Source organism: Bacillus kalamii, assembly GCF_047238185.1.
GTDB lineage: Bacteria > Bacillota > Bacilli > Bacillales > DSM-1321 > Bacillus_AD.
In genome coordinates this window covers 715,348-732,409 of sequence record NZ_JBDFMI010000001.1, presented here as the reverse complement: position 1 = coordinate 732,409, position 17,062 = coordinate 715,348, and the positions used below count along the sequence as shown (strand labels likewise).

General features: G+C 42.7%; 16 protein-coding genes. 2 read left to right on the top strand and 14 right to left on the bottom strand.

Annotation, left to right across the window (positions count from 1 at the left end; translation table 11 throughout):
* Window position 1: 1 nt before the first annotated feature.
* The 7 genes from ABC357_RS03650 to ABC357_RS03620 all read right to left on the bottom strand — a co-directional run bounded on the left by ABC357_RS03650 (window position 2) and on the right by ABC357_RS03620 (window position 9,712).
* A complete protein-coding gene (locus ABC357_RS03650; protein ID WP_412886195.1) occupies window positions 2–2,194 on the bottom strand; it encodes a RelA/SpoT family protein in 2,193 nt (730 codons plus the stop codon).
* Between the two features lie 312 nt (window positions 2,195–2,506).
* Window positions 2,507–3,019: an adenine phosphoribosyltransferase gene (locus ABC357_RS03645; RefSeq protein ID WP_412886194.1), complete on the bottom strand. Its 513-nt coding sequence runs from the start codon at window positions 3,017–3,019 to the stop codon at window positions 2,507–2,509.
* Entirely contained in the window at window positions 3,010–5,373 is a 2,364-nt protein-coding gene (gene recJ / locus ABC357_RS03640; RefSeq protein WP_412886193.1) for a single-stranded-DNA-specific exonuclease RecJ, read from the bottom strand. Before recJ ends, ABC357_RS03645 begins: the two co-directional genes overlap by 10 nt.
* A 53-nt stretch (window positions 5,374–5,426) precedes the next feature.
* The gene (locus tag ABC357_RS03635; RefSeq protein ID WP_412886192.1) at window positions 5,427–5,705 is read right to left on the bottom strand and encodes a LapA family protein; all 279 of its coding nucleotides are present in this window, start codon (window positions 5,703–5,705) and stop codon (window positions 5,427–5,429) included.
* An 18-nt stretch (window positions 5,706–5,723) separates the two neighbouring features.
* Window positions 5,724–6,617, bottom strand: coding sequence for a cation diffusion facilitator family transporter (locus tag ABC357_RS03630; protein WP_412886191.1), 894 nt, complete (start codon window positions 6,615–6,617; stop codon window positions 5,724–5,726).
* A gap of 252 nt (window positions 6,618–6,869) precedes the next feature.
* Window positions 6,870–9,131, bottom strand: a complete 2,262-nt coding sequence (gene secDF / locus ABC357_RS03625; protein WP_412886190.1) for a protein translocase subunit SecDF — start codon at window positions 9,129–9,131, stop codon at window positions 6,870–6,872.
* Window positions 9,132–9,412: 281 nt separating this feature from the next.
* Window positions 9,413–9,712 carry a post-transcriptional regulator gene (locus tag ABC357_RS03620; RefSeq protein WP_412886189.1) on the bottom strand — a complete coding sequence of 100 codons (300 nt, stop codon included), beginning with the start codon at window positions 9,710–9,712 and terminating at the stop codon, window positions 9,413–9,415.
* A gap of 121 nt (window positions 9,713–9,833) precedes the next feature.
* Here ABC357_RS03620 and spoVB point away from each other — a divergent pair, with 121 nt between their 5' ends.
* Window positions 9,834–11,366, top strand: coding sequence for a stage V sporulation protein B (spoVB, locus tag ABC357_RS03615; protein ID WP_412886188.1), 1,533 nt, complete (start codon window positions 9,834–9,836; stop codon window positions 11,364–11,366).
* 4 nt (window positions 11,367–11,370) lie between these two features.
* On the opposite strand, the gene ABC357_RS03610 is transcribed toward spoVB, so the two are convergent.
* Complete coding sequence (locus ABC357_RS03610; RefSeq protein WP_412886187.1) at window positions 11,371–12,024, bottom strand: DUF421 domain-containing protein; 654 nt, start codon at window positions 12,022–12,024, stop codon at window positions 11,371–11,373.
* Between the two features lie 134 nt (window positions 12,025–12,158).
* Between ABC357_RS03610 and ABC357_RS03605 the strand changes: the two genes are divergently transcribed.
* The gene (locus tag ABC357_RS03605) at window positions 12,159–12,545 is read left to right on the top strand and encodes a TIGR04086 family membrane protein (RefSeq protein WP_412886186.1); all 387 of its coding nucleotides are present in this window, start codon (window positions 12,159–12,161) and stop codon (window positions 12,543–12,545) included.
* A 39-nt stretch (window positions 12,546–12,584) separates the two neighbouring features.
* Here ABC357_RS03605 and yajC read toward each other — a convergent pair whose 3' ends face one another.
* The 6 genes from yajC to ruvA all read right to left on the bottom strand — a co-directional run bounded on the left by yajC (window position 12,585) and on the right by ruvA (window position 16,890).
* Window positions 12,585–12,860, bottom strand: a complete 276-nt coding sequence (gene yajC / locus ABC357_RS03600; RefSeq protein ID WP_412886185.1) for a preprotein translocase subunit YajC — start codon at window positions 12,858–12,860, stop codon at window positions 12,585–12,587.
* A gap of 41 nt (window positions 12,861–12,901) precedes the next feature.
* Window positions 12,902–14,041: a tRNA guanosine(34) transglycosylase Tgt gene (gene tgt, locus ABC357_RS03595; protein WP_412886184.1), complete on the bottom strand. Its 1,140-nt coding sequence runs from the start codon at window positions 14,039–14,041 to the stop codon at window positions 12,902–12,904.
* A gap of 25 nt (window positions 14,042–14,066) precedes the next feature.
* Window positions 14,067–15,095 (bottom strand): tRNA preQ1(34) S-adenosylmethionine ribosyltransferase-isomerase QueA, encoded by a 1,029-nt coding sequence (gene queA / locus ABC357_RS03590; RefSeq protein ID WP_412886183.1) that lies wholly within the window; start codon window positions 15,093–15,095, stop codon window positions 14,067–14,069.
* A gap of 72 nt (window positions 15,096–15,167) precedes the next feature.
* Window positions 15,168–15,296: a DUF2905 family protein gene (locus tag ABC357_RS03585; RefSeq protein WP_412886182.1), complete on the bottom strand. Its 129-nt coding sequence runs from the start codon at window positions 15,294–15,296 to the stop codon at window positions 15,168–15,170.
* Window positions 15,268–16,272, bottom strand: coding sequence for a Holliday junction branch migration DNA helicase RuvB (ruvB, locus tag ABC357_RS03580; protein WP_412886181.1), 1,005 nt, complete (start codon window positions 16,270–16,272; stop codon window positions 15,268–15,270). Before ruvB ends, ABC357_RS03585 begins: the two co-directional genes overlap by 29 nt.
* Window positions 16,273–16,284: 12 nt before the next feature.
* A complete protein-coding gene (ruvA, locus tag ABC357_RS03575) occupies window positions 16,285–16,890 on the bottom strand; it encodes a Holliday junction branch migration protein RuvA (protein WP_412886180.1) in 606 nt (201 codons plus the stop codon).
* Window positions 16,891–17,062: the final 172 nt, after the last annotated feature.

The window sequence follows — 17,062 nt, the reverse complement described above, 5'->3', positions numbered from 1 at the left end:
CTTAGTTCATAATTCGGCGAACAGAATACACGTCAGGAATTTGTTTAATTCGATCCACTACTTTTTGCAGGTGGCTGACGTTATGGATAGCAATGGACATATTGATCAGAGCCATTTTATTACGGTCCGTTTTGCCTGAAACAGCCGATATGTCCGTTTTGGTTTCATTGACTACCTGCAATACTTCATTCAATAGGCCTCTTCTGTCATAACCATTTATCTCAATATCCACATTGTATTCTTTACTTTCGTTATAGCCAGTTTCCCATTCAACCGGAATCAGCCTAGCCTCTTCACCCGCAATATTAGGGCAGTCCTGCCTGTGGACGGAAACGCCCCTGCCTTTTGTGATGAAACCGACGATATCATCTCCAGGCACTGGATTGCAGCAACGTGACAGACGGATGAGCAGGTTATCCGCACCGACAACACGGACGCCGGATTCCCGTTTTCTTGAGTTGCTTACAGATTTCACTTCTGAAGCCGCATCGGCAATTTTCGTCAGCTGCTCTTCCTGTTCTTTCTTTTTCCTCCATTTATCAGTCAGGCGATTGGCAATTTGCAAAGCCGTGATTCCGTTATAGCCAACGGCTGCATACATATCATCCAGATTGGTGAAATTGAATTTCTCGGCCACTCTTTTGATATTCTCATTCGTAAGTACTTCCTTCAGATCAAAGTCCATGTTCTTGATTTCTTTTTCAACAAGCTCACGGCCCTTCTCCACATTTTCCTCTCGCAGCTGTTTTTTGAAGAATTGGCGGATTTTACTTTTCGCTTGGGAGGTTTGGGTGATCTTTAACCAGTCCCTGCTCGGGCCATATGAATGCTTGGATGTCATGATCTCGACAATATCGCCAGTTTTGAGCTTATAGTCAAGGGGCACCATCTTGCCGTTCACTTTCGCACCGATTGTTTTATTGCCTATTTCAGAATGGATTCTGTACGCAAAATCAATCGGTATGCTCCCTGCCGGCAATTCGATGACATCCCCTTTTGGAGTAAAGATGAAAACCATATCGGAAAATAAATCAATTTTGAGGGACTCCATGAATTCTTCGGCATTGGATGCTTCATCCTGAAATTGCAGTATTTCCCGGAACCAACCCAGTTTTTCCTCTAAAGGTTCGGCCTTGTCCGCTTCCTTGCCTTCTTTATATGCCCAATGCGCTGCAATCCCATATTCAGCAATTCGGTGCATCTCGAATGTACGGATTTGCACTTCCAACGGATCGCCTTTTGGGCCAATTACAGTTGTATGGAGCGATTGGTACATATTCGGCTTCGGCATAGCGATATAGTCTTTGAAACGTCCAGGCATAGGCTTCCAGCAAGTATGGATAATGCCAAGCACCGCATAGCAATCTTTAATGCTGTTTACCTGTATGCGGACTGCCAGCAAATCATAGATTTCACTGAACTGTTTATTTTGCAAAGCCATTTTGCGATAAATACTGTATATATGCTTTGGCCGGCCGGATATTTCAGCTTTGATTTGTACTTCATCCAGCTGTTTCCGCACTTCCGCCACTACATCTTTCAGGTAATCTTCCCGTTCATTCCGCTTCTTCTTCATCAAATTGACTATCCGATAATACTGTTGAGGATTCAAATAGCGCAATGCAATGTCTTCAAGTTCCCATTTGATCGTGGAAATACCTAGACGATGCGCCAATGGTGCAAAAATCTCTAACGTTTCATTGGCAATTCTGCGTTGCTTCTCAGACGGCAAATGCTTCAAGGTCCGCATATTATGAAGACGGTCAGCTAGCTTAATAAGGATGACGCGGATATCCTGCGCCATGGCAACAAACATTTTGCGGTGGTTTTCCGCTTGCTGTTCCTCATGCGATTTATATTTAATTTTTCCCAGTTTAGTTACGCCGTCGACAAGCATGGCTACTTCTGGAGTAAAAGCTTCTTCAAGATCCTTCAATGTTACGTCTGTATCCTCAACAACATCATGAAGAAAACCAGCTGCAACAGTGGATGCGTCCAATTCTAAATCTGCCAGGATACCGGCAACTTGAATAGGGTGAATGATATAGGGCTCACCCGATTTTCTGAATTGGTCCTTATGCGCCTTTTCTGCGTAAAGAAAGGCTTTCTCCACCATTGCAACGTCTTGAGGCTGCAAATAGGCTTGTGTTCGTTCGATCACTTGTTTTGAAGTAAGTATTTGTTCGTTTGCCATGAAACCACCTTAGATATAGAGTAGAAAAGATATCGGCCAAATTCCGAATAGGATTGATATTCATTTCCGGATCAATCAATCCTTCTTTTTAAAAAAGTCCAATTATAGTAGATTGTATTGTTTCCATTATCGAAAAAAAAGAGAGAAAGTAAAGTGGTTAATCCTTCTTTTTAACCAGTGTATTAACTCTTTCCCTATAGTGTATCAAAATATTCTATAAAGTGGAACTATACTTGCACTATGTGAAATGCAAGCCCGTTATCGCGGTATAAGAAAGCTCTGTCTTATTACATAAGACAGAGCTGTTTATGATTAGTAATTCATCAAAGTCAATACATCATAGCCGTCCAATTTGCTGCGGCCATCCAAGTAGGATAATTCAATCAAGAAAGCGATACCTGCAACCACTCCACCCAATTCTTCAACCAATTGAATAGTAGCTTCGATTGTTCCGCCTGTTGCAAGTAAATCATCCGTAATAAGGACGCGTTGCCCTGGCTTGATTGCATCTTTATGAATAGTCAATACATCTTTCCCATACTCAAGGCCATATTGCACTTTAATTGTTTCCCTTGGCAGTTTTCCTTCTTTACGGACAGGGGCAAAGCCAACTCCAAGAGAATAGGCAACAGGACACCCGATAATGAAACCGCGAGCCTCAGGCCCAACAACTAAATCGATTTTTTGCTTTTTAGCATATTCAACGATTTGGTCTGTTGCATAGTGGTAAGCTTCACCATTGTCCATCAGTGTTGTGATATCTTTGAACGTAATGCCAGGTTTTGGCCAATCCGGTACGATAGTAATGTATTTTTTTAAATCCATGACGTTGTTTCCTCCTTGAGTTCTTCACCGCTTAAATAGGACTGCATATGATCATACAGCTGTTGATATGAAGAGTAAAGAAGCTCATTTTCCAATTTTAATTGCTGTTGTTTTTTTATATAAGACGGCGCTTCTTTTACATCACGCTTCTTCGGCTGCTTAATAATGGAAATTACTCCATCCTCTATTGTAACAAATTCTAATTCGAAAAACACCCGGCAGATGAAATCCACTGTATCGCTAGTCCAGCCTTTATGTTTGGCAATGTCTTCACGATGGCGTTTTAAATCAAAAGAACCTTTCTTTACAATAAGTGCATAGACCCATTTGAAATGGTCTCTGTTAGGCAGTGTACTGAAGAAATGTTGTTGTTTTTGATAGAAGTGCGCATATACACGATTTGGTTTTTTTCCTGATAATAGCTTTTGTAAGTAGGATTCTTTCGGTGGAATATCGATGAAGACAATGTTTTTGCCCTCTATATCCAACTCCGATGCCTGCTGTTCATCCTGGATAAGGACAGCATGTTCTTTCCAGCCACTCGGCAGTCTATCTGCTAAATCATCATTAAATAATATAAACATAGTCTGTTCTAAAGGGATAGACTCTAATAACTGGGATATTTTTTTACTTCCCCTTATATCAAAGAGCTGCCAATGATCCACAAGCATATCCTGCAAAAAGATTTGCGGCTTTCGGATATTGTTCCATTCATTGATGGACAATTCACCGACAACCGATACAGTTGCATAAGGTGAAATGTCTTCGCTAATATGGCCCATACCAAAACCGATACCATCCAACGTATGCTCTCCATCTTTCAGCATCGCCTTTAGATGGGTTCCGTCCCCGCCGATTTTCTTTAAGCTGCCGAGTTTTACATCCTTAATAAGGACACGCGGCTTAGGATTTCCCATGCCAAAAGGAGCAAGCTTTGCCATCTCTTCTATTGTACCCAAATTTGCTTCGCTCAGGTTGATAGAAGCATCGATAAGGGTAATCGGCATGAAATCTTCTTCTGTTAGGACCGTTTCTGCCTGCTCATTCAAGCGCTTGCGCAGTTCATCGACATCCTGGATCGCTAAAGTCATTCCAGCCGCCATTGGATGGCCCCCAAAATGAGGAAGCAATTCACGGCATTGTGACAGATTTTGATAAAGGTCGAATCCCGCGATGCTTCTTGCCGACCCTTTTGCTAAACCCGTATCTGTATCGTAGCTTAATACAATGGTAGGGCGATAGAATTTCTCGACAAGTTTAGAGGCGACAATTCCAATTACACCAGCATTCCAGCCTTCTGCACCTACAATCAGCACAGAATTTTTCTCTGGCGGATACAGCTCCTCCACTTGCTTAATAGCTTCCGCGGCAATTCCGGCGACAATCTCTTGCCTTTCGACATTAAGCGCCTGTATTTCCTCGGCAATACTATCAGCAAGGATAGGATCATCCGTCAAGAGCAATTCTACGGCAGGATCGGCATCCCCTAAACGGCCAGCCGCATTAATCCTCGGGGCCAGGCCGAAGCCAACACTTTCCTCCGTCACATTGGACAAGTCAACTTTTGCAAGCGAAAGTAGCTTTTTCAACCCCGGTCTCTTAGTTGCGCCGAGCCTCTTCAAACCTCTCGAAGCAATTAGGCGATTTTCGCCCAGTAAAGGAACTAAATCTGCGATTGTACCGATAGCCGCAATCTCCAAGAGCTGTTCAGGTATTTCACCTAACAGTGCCTGCGCCAACTTTAAAGCAACGCCGACTCCTGCCAAATCCTTGCAAGGGTACTGGCTATCCTTCAATTTAGGATGTATGATGGCGAGTGCATCAGGCAATTCCGGACCCGGTTCATGGTGGTCTGTAATAATATAGTCCAAGCCAAGTTCTCTTGCAAAATCCGCCTCTTCAAGGGCCGAAATTCCAGTGTCTACCGTTATGAGAAGATCGACACCTTGATCCTTTGCCAGTTGAAAGGCACCTTTATTGGGACCGTAACCTTCCGAGAAACGATTGGGAATATAAAAATCAACATTGGCGCCCATCGAGTTCAATGTTTCCATCAAAACAGTAGTTGAGCTGACGCCATCTGCATCATAGTCACCAAAGATCAATATATGTTCACCATTTGAAATACTTTGCTTAATGCGTTCTACAGCTTTTTCCATATCCTTAAATAGAAAAGGGTCGTGGAAAGACTGCTGTTCTAAAAATAAAAAGGACCGTGCTTCTTCTACAGTTACAATGCCACGGTTCACTAGTAAGTGTGCAACGAATGGTGTGATATTCAATTGGTCCGTCAATTCTTCAATTGTTTGCCGGTCTGCTTCTACCACATTCCAGCGGGTCTTTGACTGTAACATAAAATCACCCCTCAACCTTCCCCATTATACAGGAGGAGTTGAAGGGTTTCAATTTATTTACGAACATCATTTTCATTTTTACTATTTAATATATGTGTTTGCCCTTTTTCTAATTGCTTAATCTTCCTTTTCAGCAAGGATATTCTTCTTATACTGAGCGACCAGGCAACAAGGCTTCCGATGGCCACAGAGCCGATAATAATTAAAATTAATGGCCACTCCGCATGGCCAAAGACATAATTCACTTTCACTGCATCCACATTCAACACCGCAAATACGCAGACTATAATGGCTCCTATCAGGCCAAAGATATAGATCCATTGTGTTTTCATCTCAGGTCTCCCTCCTCCTTATTCTTCCCCTAAAGGGTTTATATGTACAAAAACATCTTGTATTTTAGGTTCCCTTAATAGGGATTGTTTAACTCTTTTTCCGATTGCATGGCCTTCCTCCACCGTCAAATAAGGATGTACAGAAATTTTTAAATCGACAATGACGTAATGTCCATGCTCCCTCGCAAGAAACGAGCCTATTTGAAGCACATCTGGATCAGCAAGCACAATTTCCCTATAAGGCTTAATTTCTTCAATCGGCAATACATGGTCCAATGCGGTATGGATAGCTTCTTTCCCTAGTTGAAAGGCCATTCTTACTACAAGTAAAGAAACGAATAAACCAGCAAGAGGATCTCCGTACACGAGCCAAGGAATGCCTAAATAAGAACTCATTATAGCCGCTCCAACTCCAACCAATGCAGCAATGGATGAATATACATCTGAGCGGTGTTCATAGGCATTAATGATTAACGCTTGGCTCCCTAACCTCTTTCCCAATTTATATTTATATTGAAACATGGACTCTTTCACGATTATTGATAAAAGGATGATATAGATGGCTAATACTTTCGGGGGAGTAACAGGTATAAAAAAGGCATGGATGGAGCCTGTACCGATTTTGATCCCCACCAAAAACAACAGGACGGCAACAATAATGGCTGCAATCGACTCTGCTTTACCATGCCCATAGGGATGATCCTGGTCCGGGGGCTGCTTTGCCGCCTTCAAACCAATATAAACGACAAATGATCCCACTACATCGGACGCTGAATGAACGGCATCGGCAATCAGTGCGCGGCTGTTGGCGAAAATGCCAGCAATCCCTTTGACCAATGCCAGCGCAATATTGCCGACAATACCAACCATGGCAGCAAATTCAGCCTGTTTAAAACGATCCTTGTCACTCATTGCAATTCCTCCATTAAAAAAAACATTCTCGCCTATTAGTCTTTACAATCAAGGAAAGAGCTAAGAATGAAGTTTAAGGAAATAACTAAAGCGGAAGGCGCCTGTTTATCCCCGACTAGCTTAAGACGGGGCTCTGACAAAGGCTGTTCTTCGCCTTTGACTGAGGCTTGGATTAAGGCCTCTAGGGGTAAATTTTTTTGTATTTTCTTACAAGAAAATACAAAGAGCTGCGGATAACCGCAGCTCTTTGTTTTAAACTAAAGCTTCATCTGTTGATTTTTTCTTTTCTTTTTGCGTCTTCAATGAGCCCTTCTTCTTCAATTCCTTTTCTTTAAGGTCAAGCCAGAATTGAGAAGCAATGAAGATGGAAGAATACACACCGATAATTAATCCGATAAACAAGGCAATCGAGAATGTTCGGATTGATTCGCTTCCGAAAAGGACTAATGCAATAACAGTAACTAAGACAGTCAGCACTGTATTCAATGAACGGACAAGTGTTTGGCGGATGGAAATATTAACAATTTCCTCCAACTCGGATATATGCTTGATGCGCGTTTTCTTCTTCATATTTTCCCTGATACGGTCAAATGTAACAATCGTATCGTTGATTGAGTAACCGATGATTGTCAGGACAGCTGCGATGAATGTCAAATCGACTTCAAACCTGAAGACACTGAACACCGTAATAATGAAGAATGCATCATGCAGCAACGCTACAACAGCAGGCAATGCCATACGCCATTCGAATCGGATCGATACATAGATAATGATACCGATTGATGCAATCAATACTGAATAGAATGCATTTTTCGCAAGCTCTTTCCCGACTGTAGGGGAAACTGTGCTGACGTTTGGCTCATGGCCGTATTTCTTATTAAAGTACTCTTTCGCTTTGCTGATTTCGCCTTTATCCATTACCCCTACCATACGGGCAACAGCATTTTTATTATTTTCGCCGGACAATACGACATCATCAGCGGTAAGGCCTAACGTTTTGAAATCATCCTTAATGGCTTCTGCAGTGACCGGTTTGTCGCTTGTCACTTGAACACGTGTACCGCTAGTGAAGTCAATTCCGAGATTCAGCTTGAACACGAAAAGGAAGATGATGCCGATCACCGTAACAGCAATCGAGAGTGTATAGAACAATTTACGCTTCTTAACAAAATCAAGTTTATCGAAAGGCGTCGGCAAATGTAATGTATCATTGAAATCCTTCAATTTATGGATTTGTTTTGATTTTACATTGAACCAGCCGGCACGCTTATTCAGGAATCCGCTGTTCACCCAGAGGTTCAGGAACAAACGAGTTCCAAACACATTCGTAAGCATTCCCATAAAGATCGAAATGATCAGCATGGTTGCAAATCCTCGTACTGAGCTTGTCCCGAAATAAAATAGAACGGCTGCAGCAAGCAAGGTTGTGATATTTGCATCAAGGACCGTAGCCAATGAATGCTTATTACCAGTATGATACGCGGATTTTATGCTTCTGCCGACACGGATTTCATCCTTGATCCTTTCAAAGGTGATGATATTGGCGTCAACCGCCATACCGACCCCGAGAATCAATGCCGCAATACCCGGCAGCGTCAGGACTGCATTCATCCAATCGAATACCAGCAAGATCAAGAAAATATAGATGGTTAATGATACAGTGGCTATGAAGCCAGGCAATCGATAGAAGAACCACATGAACAGATAAATGACTGCAACACCGATGATTCCAGCAAAGATCGTTTGATTCAATGCTTCTTCACCGAACTTAGCGCCAACCGATGTGGAATAGATTTCTTTCAAGTCTACCGGAAGTGCACCTGCATTCAGCATGTTGGCCAATTCCTGTGCTTCCTTAATTGTAAAGGAGCCTGTAATCATTACATTATTTTGATTAAATACTTGGCTTACTCTAGGATCAGACACTAAATTTTCATGTTTGGCAGGATCTTTATAAGTATCTTTGCCTTCTTTAAAGTCCAACCAAATAGCCAATACGTTTTGGCCCAGTGGTTTCTGTGAAATTTCCTGAGTTACTTTTTTGAACTTCTTCGCATCTTTCAGCGTTACTTCAACGACAGGCTGGTTTGTCTTTGAGTCAAAGGATTGCTTGGCTCCGCCTTCCTTCAAATCTTTACCTGTCATCATTTCTTTGTCATTGTAATCTCTGAAGGAAATCTTAGCAGATGTAGATAAGATTCTACGGGCATTGTTTTGATCTTCAACTCCCGCTAATTGGACACGAATCCGGTCGTTCCCTTCAATTTGGATGATAGGCTCGTTGACACCAAGGACATTGACACGGCGGTCCAACGCGGCCACTGTGCTATTCAGCATTTCCTTGGTAACCTTTTCGCCTTTTTCCGGCTTCACTTCATATAAAACTTCGAATCCGCCCTGAAGGTCGAGCCCGAGCTTTATATTTTTCATAATACCTGATGCTGTCGTTCCCATGACTCCGAACAATACGATCACAAGCAGGAAGAACGCAGCAATTCTAGATCTTTTTACCATTATGTAAAAGCCTCCTTAAAACTTTTAGGCCTGATCTTGCAGTATGATAAATGCGCATTTTTGAAAACAGTATTCACAAAAAAAACGACTTCATATACGAAGATATGGCGCGAATGAACTTATAGACAAGTTTACCAGACGGATAAACAGCAAAGAACATAACACTTCCTGCTGTTAGAAAGCTCCATTCCCATTATGATGGAATTCTTAGACACTGTCAATTTCAGATTCGAATATTTGACAAATACAGGCAATTCATGCGGTTGATTCTATTAATCTGTTCATGAAAATAAATCCCTGAATGCATCCATATTTATTTCCTCTTTCTTTTCGGCCTTTTTAAAGCCCTCAATCGTTGCATAATTCATGTATTCACCGATTGATACCCTCATTATATCGTTAAATAGTTGGTGAAGGTGTACTTCACCTGCCCTTTTCCTCCATTTTTTCTGGATCATGAACATCCAGAGCGCCTCTTCGGTGACTTCATGATAACCAAGGATAGCAAATTCCTCACACTTACTGAGTAAAGCCGGCAACAACTTAGAACGTTCTTTCATGATTGGATTCATATTATCCATTATCATTCAAACTCCTTCGCCTTCCAAGAATATTTGTTAGCTTGTCATGCTTTGTCCACCTTAGTGCATATAAATGATTGTAGAGTATTATGACAATTTTGAGAAGGCGGGTCGTTAATAAATGTCTAAATTTTTTCGTGGAACTCTTATATTACTTGCCGCTGGCTTTGTGACGCGGATCTTGGGGTTCATAAACCGCATTGTAGTAGCCAGGGTAATCGGCGGTGAAGGGGTCGGGCTTTACATGATGGCAATGCCTTCTCTCTTTCTCGTGATAACGGTCACCCAATTGGGGCTGCCTGTCGCGATTGCAAAATACGTAGCCGAAGCCAATACAGCCGGGGATGAAAGAAGAATCAAAAGAATTCTAGTTGTTTCATTAAGCATTACACTTGGGCTCTCCATTCTTTTTACTCCTGCTTTAATCCTGGCGGCGCCATGGTTATCACAGACGTTATTTACAGATGAACGAATAATGTGGCCTTTGATCATTATATCGCCAATCATACCGGTTGTCGCTGTTTCATCCGTGATCCGGGGCTATTTCCAAGGCAAGCAGAATATGAAGCCAGCTGCCTTTTCACAGGTATTGGAGCAGATTGTCCGAATCGGCTTAATCGCCACAGCCACAAAGGCCTTTTTGCCATACGGAGTCGAATATGCCGCTGCCGCCGCAATGGGAGCATCGGTTGTCGGAGAGCTGGCATCCTTATTCTATTTGTTGACCTTTTTTAAACTAAAAAAACACTTCCGCTTCAGAAAGGGATTTTTCAGTGCCGTCAAAAACGGAAAAGGGACATTGGCACAGCTGCTTGGAATTGCTTTGCCCTCTACCGGAAGCAGGATGATTGGAAATGTATCCTGGTTTTTCGAGCCAATTGTCGTAGCCCAAAGCCTAGCAATTGCCGGAGTAACAGCGGAGATGGCCACAAGGCAGTATGGGGAATTGACAGGCTATGCCTTGCCCTTGCTCATGCTTCCTTCCTTTATAACATTTGCGTTATCCACATCCTTGGTCCCGGCCATCAGCGAGGCTTCTGCTTCGAACAATCTGACACTTGTCACACACAGGCTGCACCAAGCATTACGTGTCACATTTATTACAGGGTGCCTGGCAGTTGTAGTTTTATTCGTTTTTGCCGACCCGATTATGACACTGATGTATGGAAAAACAGAAGCTAGCATTTATATCACCTACCTGGCACCGATTTTTATATTTTCTTATTATCAGATGCCCTTACAAGCTGTTTTACAAGCATTAAATTTAGCAAAAGCCGCCATGTTCAATAGCCTGGCAGGCGCATTGATCAAATTGGCATTTATCTTTGCCCTTTCTTCACAGCCGCAGTTCGGCATTATGGGCACAGCCATCGGATTCGCCGCTAGTATTGTATTGGTCACTTTCCTGCACTTTGCCACTATCTCTAAGGTTATTCCGATCTCACTGGATATCACGAATTATGCGATGACTTTGCTTATAACTGTCCTGTCAGGCTTCGCTGGGCATTATTGCTATACGCATGTGGAGAGCAGCTATTCCCTATACCTCTCTATCGGGGTCATCTGCCTTATTTTCCTGACTCTCTGCCTATTGACAAAAGTGATTACATGGCGTGAGCTGCAACTCTTTTTTCCATCCCGGAGGAGAAGGTAAAACCTCATTTGTCTATCTCATCTATGGAAAATCGGCCATTTTGAAAAGAGCAAAATGAGATGTTGCTGACATCTGCGTATCCTCTTTTGGCTAATTGCTTAATCAGCCAATCATATGAGATGTCCAATTTCTGAAGGTTCTCCTCCTGGATGGATCCATCCAGGACCAATGGCAGCGGCAACTGCTGTTCTTTTGAATTGTCAGCATTTTCCTTTTTCATAACAGAAAGCTCTCCTGTGGATTCAAGAATGGCAAAAGCTACTTCCTCGACTGAAAAAATGTCTTTTTCCCGAAGTTGCTGCAATAAATCATCAAAATTATAACGTTCTTTTTTCATAGCTTTTTCATCAATTTTGCCATTATAAATAATAATTCTTGGTTTGCCGTCAAGCCATTGGCGCACTTTTCTACTTTTTAGTGAGATATAAGCGAGTGTCATTTGTATCACCAAAAGGATAACCATCGGCCAAATGACTTCTAATAACGAAATCTTTGTATCTTCGATTGCAACTGCCGCTAATTCTGCAATCATCATAAAAATAATTAGGTCCAGTATTCCCAGTTCGCCGATCTCCCGTTTGCCCATCATCCTGAATATGAACAAAATAATAAAATACATAATAATCGTCCGAAAACTGATATATCCGATCATTTCCATTCAAAAGTCCCGCCTTTTGTTTCACATTAACCGCCCTTATTGGCTTTAAAAAGTTAGTATGCCCTCCCGTTCTATTATTCATGCAAGTCACATATGCTTGTACAAAGCCATTGCGAGCCAGAAAGGGGAATTTTATGGAGACACGCAAACTAGGTTCCGCCATTCTGTACGGAACCATCAGCATTTTTATAATCGCCTTAGCCTTTAGCCTGATTTTCTCAATACTGTTACGTTTTACTTCCTTAACAGAGTCATCGCTTTCTTACATTATTCTTATCCTTTCTTTCATAGCCATATTTATCGGCGGTCTTATTTCAGGAGGTAAAGGAAAAAAACAAGGATGGCTTCTTGGCGGAGCTTCAGGATTGCTTTATACAGTCATTCTTCTGCTATTTCAATATTTGGGGCATGACCAGGCTTTTACGGCCAGGGAATGGATTCAATCCCTTTGTTATATTGTGGTTTGTATGATGGGGGGCATTCTAGGAGTCAATCTGTCCGGTGGATCAGCAAATGATTAAATTAAAAAACCTTCCAGAACGGAAGGTTTTTTTATTGGATTATACAACTGTCGTACCTTTTTCGACTACCTCGCGAATCGCTTGGCGGTCGTATGTAAGACGGCTACCATCTCCACAACGCAATACTACTTTGTTTTCATCGATTGCATCGACAGTACCGTGCAATCCACCGATTGTCACAATCTTGTCACCTTTTGACAATTCATTTTGCATAGTTGCCACAGCTTTTTGCCTCTTTTGTTGAGGACGGATCAACAAGAAATAGAACAAGACGAACATTAATAATAATGGTCCAATTGTGCTAAGAAATTGCATTCATTTCAACTCCTTTCAAGTAAATTTACTTATCGTTAGTTTTAGAAATTCTTCGCATTAGGCTTATTGAAACCATATTGTTCGAAAAACTCTTCTCTGAAGTCGCCCAAACGATCATCCATAATCGCTTGTCTGACTTGCTTCATTAAGTTTAACAGAAAATAGAGGTTATGATAAGTAGTAAGTCGAATTCCAAATGTTTCTTCACATCGAATCAAATGGCGAATATAAGCCCTGCTATAATTGCGGCAAACATGGCAATTGCAGTTTTCATCAATTGGGCCGAAATCACGGGCATATTTGGCATTTTTCACAGTTAAGCGGCCATTGCTTGTCATCAATGTCCCATTACGTGCAATTCGAGTCGGCAATACGCAGTCGAACATGTCCACTCCGCGAATAGCTCCATCAATCAATGAATCAGGAGAGCCTACGCCCATCAAATAACGAGGCTTGCCGCTTGGCAATAATGGAGTGGTGTATTCAAGCATCCGGTTCATTATGTCTTTTGGTTCCCCAACAGACAATCCGCCGATGGCATAGCCCGGGAAATCCAACGAAACCAAATCCTTAGCGCTTTGTTTGCGCAATTCCTCAAACTCACCGCCCTGGACAATGCCGAATAACCCTTGATCCTGAGGGCGTTTATGCGCTTTAAGGCATCTTTCTGCCCAGCGAGAGGTTCTTTCTACCGACTTTTGCATGTATTCATAGGTAGCCGGAAACGGAGGGCATTCATCGAAAGCCATCATTATATCAGAGCCTAATGCATTTTGGATTTCCATTGCTTTTTCCGGGGAAAGAAATAACTTGTCCCCATTTAGGTGGTTTCTGAAATGGACGCCTTCTTCTTCGATCTTACGAAACTCGCTCAAGGAGAATACTTGGAAGCCGCCTGAATCAGTCAAAATAGCGCGGTCCCAATTCATGAATTTATGAAGGCCGCCGGCTTCTTCGATAATATCATGGCCTGGGCGCAGCCATAAATGATAGGTATTACTCAATATTATGCCCGCGCCAAGCTCTTTTAAATCTTCAGGGGACATTGTTTTTACAGTTGCCAAAGTACCGACTGGCATAAAAGCAGGCGTATCGAAGGATCCGTGCGGAGTATGGACACGTCCAAGCCTAGCACCTGTCTGTTTACAAGTTTTAATCAATTCATAGCGTATAGCTGTCAAATTCGTTTCTTCCTTTCTTTTTTGCCTAGATGATCAACATAGCGTCACCGAAACTAAAGAAACGGTATTTCTTTTGGACGGCTTTCTCGTATGCTTCTAGTACATGCTCTCTTCCGGCCAAGGCAGAAATCAGCATCATTAACGTCGACTTAGGCAAGTGGAAATTAGTAATCATCCCATCAATTGCCTTAAATTCATATCCGGGGAATATAAAGATATCGGTCCAGCCGCTTTCGGCCTTAAACACTCCATCGTATTTGCTTGCGATTGTCTCCAGCGTACGTGTAGAAGTCGTCCCGACTGTAATGATCCGTTTGCCGTCACTTCTTACTTTATTCAATAAAGCAGCCGTTTCTTCATCCATATGATAGTATTCCGCATGCATGTCATGGTTGTCAATATCCTCAACACTGACAGGGCGGAAAGTGCCCAATCCTACGTGTAAGGTAATAAATGCCACATGGACACCCATCTCCCGGATTTCATCAAGCAGTCTCTCGGTGAAATGGAGGCCTGCTGTCGGCGCAGCTGCCGATCCTCTCTCTTTAGCGTATACCGTCTGATATCGGTCCTGGTCGTCCAGCTGTTCCTTAATATAAGGCGGCAATGGCATTGTTCCAAGATGGTCAAGCACTTCATAAAAAATGCCGTCATAATTGAACTTCACAATTCTTCCGCCTTGCTCAAGCTCACCGATGCATTCCGCTTTCAGCTCGCCATCGCCAAACGTGATGATAGTTCCCTTCCGCACTCTTTTCGCAGGCTTAATCAGCACTTCCCATACATCTTCTTCATCCTGTTTCAAAAGAAGCATTTCCACCTTGGCGCCTGTATCTTCCTTCATGCCGAACAAGCGGGCCGGCAATACCTTTGTATCATTTAAAACAAGGCAATCGCCCTCATTCAAATGGTTGACTATATCACTAAATACTTCATCTTTGGTTTCGCCTGTTTTTTGGTCCAGGACCATCAAACGGCTGGCTTCCCGATTCTTCAAAGGAGTTTGAGCAATCAATTCCTCCGGTAAATGGAAGTCAAATAAATCGACTTTCAATGCTGTCACATCCTGTTATAACTATTATTTTCATCTTTCTTGATGATATTACTTCTATTTGCCAAGTACATATTAAATGGCAGACAGAACAACACTAACTATTATACTCGTAACGATCGGAAAATAAAAAGGACTGGTTCCTCTTTTTATATAAAATATCCACCAGCAAGCTTCATGGCTGCTGCGGCAGCTCCAGCCCAAAATGCTCGTAAGCTGCCATCGTAGCCAGTCTTCCCCTCGGTGTACGCTGCAAAAATCCAATCTGCAATAAATAAGGTTCATATACGTCTTCTATAGTTGTAGATTCTTCACCGATGCTTGCAGCGATCGTCTCCACCCCGACAGGCCCACCCCTAAATTTTTCAATGATTCCCATAAGCAGCTTATGATCGATATGGTCAAGGCCCAGCCTATCGACCTGCATAAGCTCAAGGGAATAACGGGCAAGGTCGATAGTAATTTCACCGTCCCCTTTCACTTGGGCAAAATCCCGGACACGGCGCAAAAGGCGGTTAGCAATCCGTGGCGTTCCCCTCGATCTTCGGGCAATTTCTAGGGCTGACTGTTCGTCCATTTCAGTCTGCAATATCTCTGATGTACGGATGACAATGCTCTGCAGCTGATCTTCCGTATAATATTCTAAACGGCTCAATACACCAAAGCGGTCACGGAGAGGGGCTGAGAGTGAGCCTGCCCTCGTGGTGGCGCCTACAAGCGTAAACGGAGGGAGATCCAAACGCACACTTCTCGCCTGCGGGCCCTTGCCGAGGACAATATCAAGGCAAAAATCTTCCATTGCTGGATACAGCACCTCTTCGACAGCACGGGGCAACCGATGGATTTCATCAATAAACAATACATCTCCAGGCTCCAAGGCCGTAAGAATGGCGGCCAGGTCCCCCGGCCGTTCGATTGCCGGTCCGGAAGTTGTCCGGATATTTACGCCCATTTCATTGGCAATAATGGCAGCGAGTGTCGTTTTTCCTAATCCCGGAGGGCCGTAAAGAAGAACATGGTCCAATGTTTCCTGACGCAGTTTGGCCGCCGCAATAAAAATTTCAAGGTTCTCTTTCACCTTGCTTTGACCGATGTACTGCTTTAATTCCATCGGCCTCAAGCTCTGCTCGAAAGATAGTTCCTCTGTCTCCGCCCCACTTTGAATAATGCGTTCTTCCATACTGTACACCTCCTACTTCAATAAAAGCTGCAGGGCAGCCTTAATATATTCTTCTGTTGTTTTTTGTTCTTTTTGCAATTGCTTCTTCACTTTCGAAACTTCACGGTCAGAATATCCAAGCGCCTTCAACGCTTCCATAGCTTCCTCCAAACCGGCATTTTCCCCGGAAGCAGCAGCCTCCAATACATCATTAAATAGATTCGGAAAATAGTCGGGCACAATATGCTCAAGTTTCCCTTTCAGATCCAAAATCATCTGGCGGGCCGTTTTCTTGCCGACACCAGGGAATTTGACCAAAAATGCCTCATCCTCATTCTCGATTGCCTGGACCACCTGGTCGACCTTTCCGGATCCAAGGATGGCTAAGGCGCCTTTTGGTCCAATACCCGTCACATTCAAGAGTTTTTCAAACAATGCCTTTTCCTCCTGAGTGCAAAACCCATATAAGGCAAAAATATCTTCACGGACATAGTGATAGGTAAAAACCTTCACCTCTTCTTTGTTTACTGAAAAAACAAAAGGATTAGGTGTCATAATGCGATACCCGATCCCGCCGTTGTCAATCACTATATAATGAGGTCCGACGAACTCTACATTTCCTTTAATATAATCGTACAAACTCTTTCTCTCCCATTCTAAACAGTAAACATTTTAACATATGGAAAACGGAAACGCCCGTTTAGCGCCCGCATCCAAATGCAAACAAATGTTCACTTTCGCTATCCTTATTATGACCTAAATGCCTTCATATGTACATGGGATAAACCCATTCTTTTTGATACGGAAATTT

Coding starts and splice junctions, on each gene's coding strand:
- ABC357_RS03650 (WP_412886195.1), bottom strand. CDS start 2,194: ATGGCAAACGAACAAATACTTACTTCAAAACAAGTGATCGAACGAACA.
- ABC357_RS03645 (WP_412886194.1), bottom strand. CDS start 3,019: ATGGATTTAAAAAAATACATTACTATCGTACCGGATTGGCCAAAACCT.
- recJ (WP_412886193.1), bottom strand. CDS start 5,373: ATGTTACAGTCAAAGACCCGCTGGAATGTGGTAGAAGCAGACCGGCAA.
- ABC357_RS03635 (WP_412886192.1), bottom strand. CDS start 5,705: ATGAAAACACAATGGATCTATATCTTTGGCCTGATAGGAGCCATTATA.
- ABC357_RS03630 (WP_412886191.1), bottom strand. CDS start 6,617: ATGAGTGACAAGGATCGTTTTAAACAGGCTGAATTTGCTGCCATGGTT.
- secDF (WP_412886190.1), bottom strand. CDS start 9,131: ATGGTAAAAAGATCTAGAATTGCTGCGTTCTTCCTGCTTGTGATCGTA.
- ABC357_RS03620 (WP_412886189.1), bottom strand. CDS start 9,712: ATGGATAATATGAATCCAATCATGAAAGAACGTTCTAAGTTGTTGCCG.
- spoVB (WP_412886188.1), top strand. CDS start 9,834: ATGTCTAAATTTTTTCGTGGAACTCTTATATTACTTGCCGCTGGCTTT.
- ABC357_RS03610 (WP_412886187.1), bottom strand. CDS start 12,024: ATGGAAATGATCGGATATATCAGTTTTCGGACGATTATTATGTATTTT.
- ABC357_RS03605 (WP_412886186.1), top strand. CDS start 12,159: ATGGAGACACGCAAACTAGGTTCCGCCATTCTGTACGGAACCATCAGC.
- yajC (WP_412886185.1), bottom strand. CDS start 12,860: ATGCAATTTCTTAGCACAATTGGACCATTATTATTAATGTTCGTCTTG.
- ruvB (WP_412886181.1), bottom strand. CDS start 16,272: ATGGAAGAACGCATTATTCAAAGTGGGGCGGAGACAGAGGAACTATCT.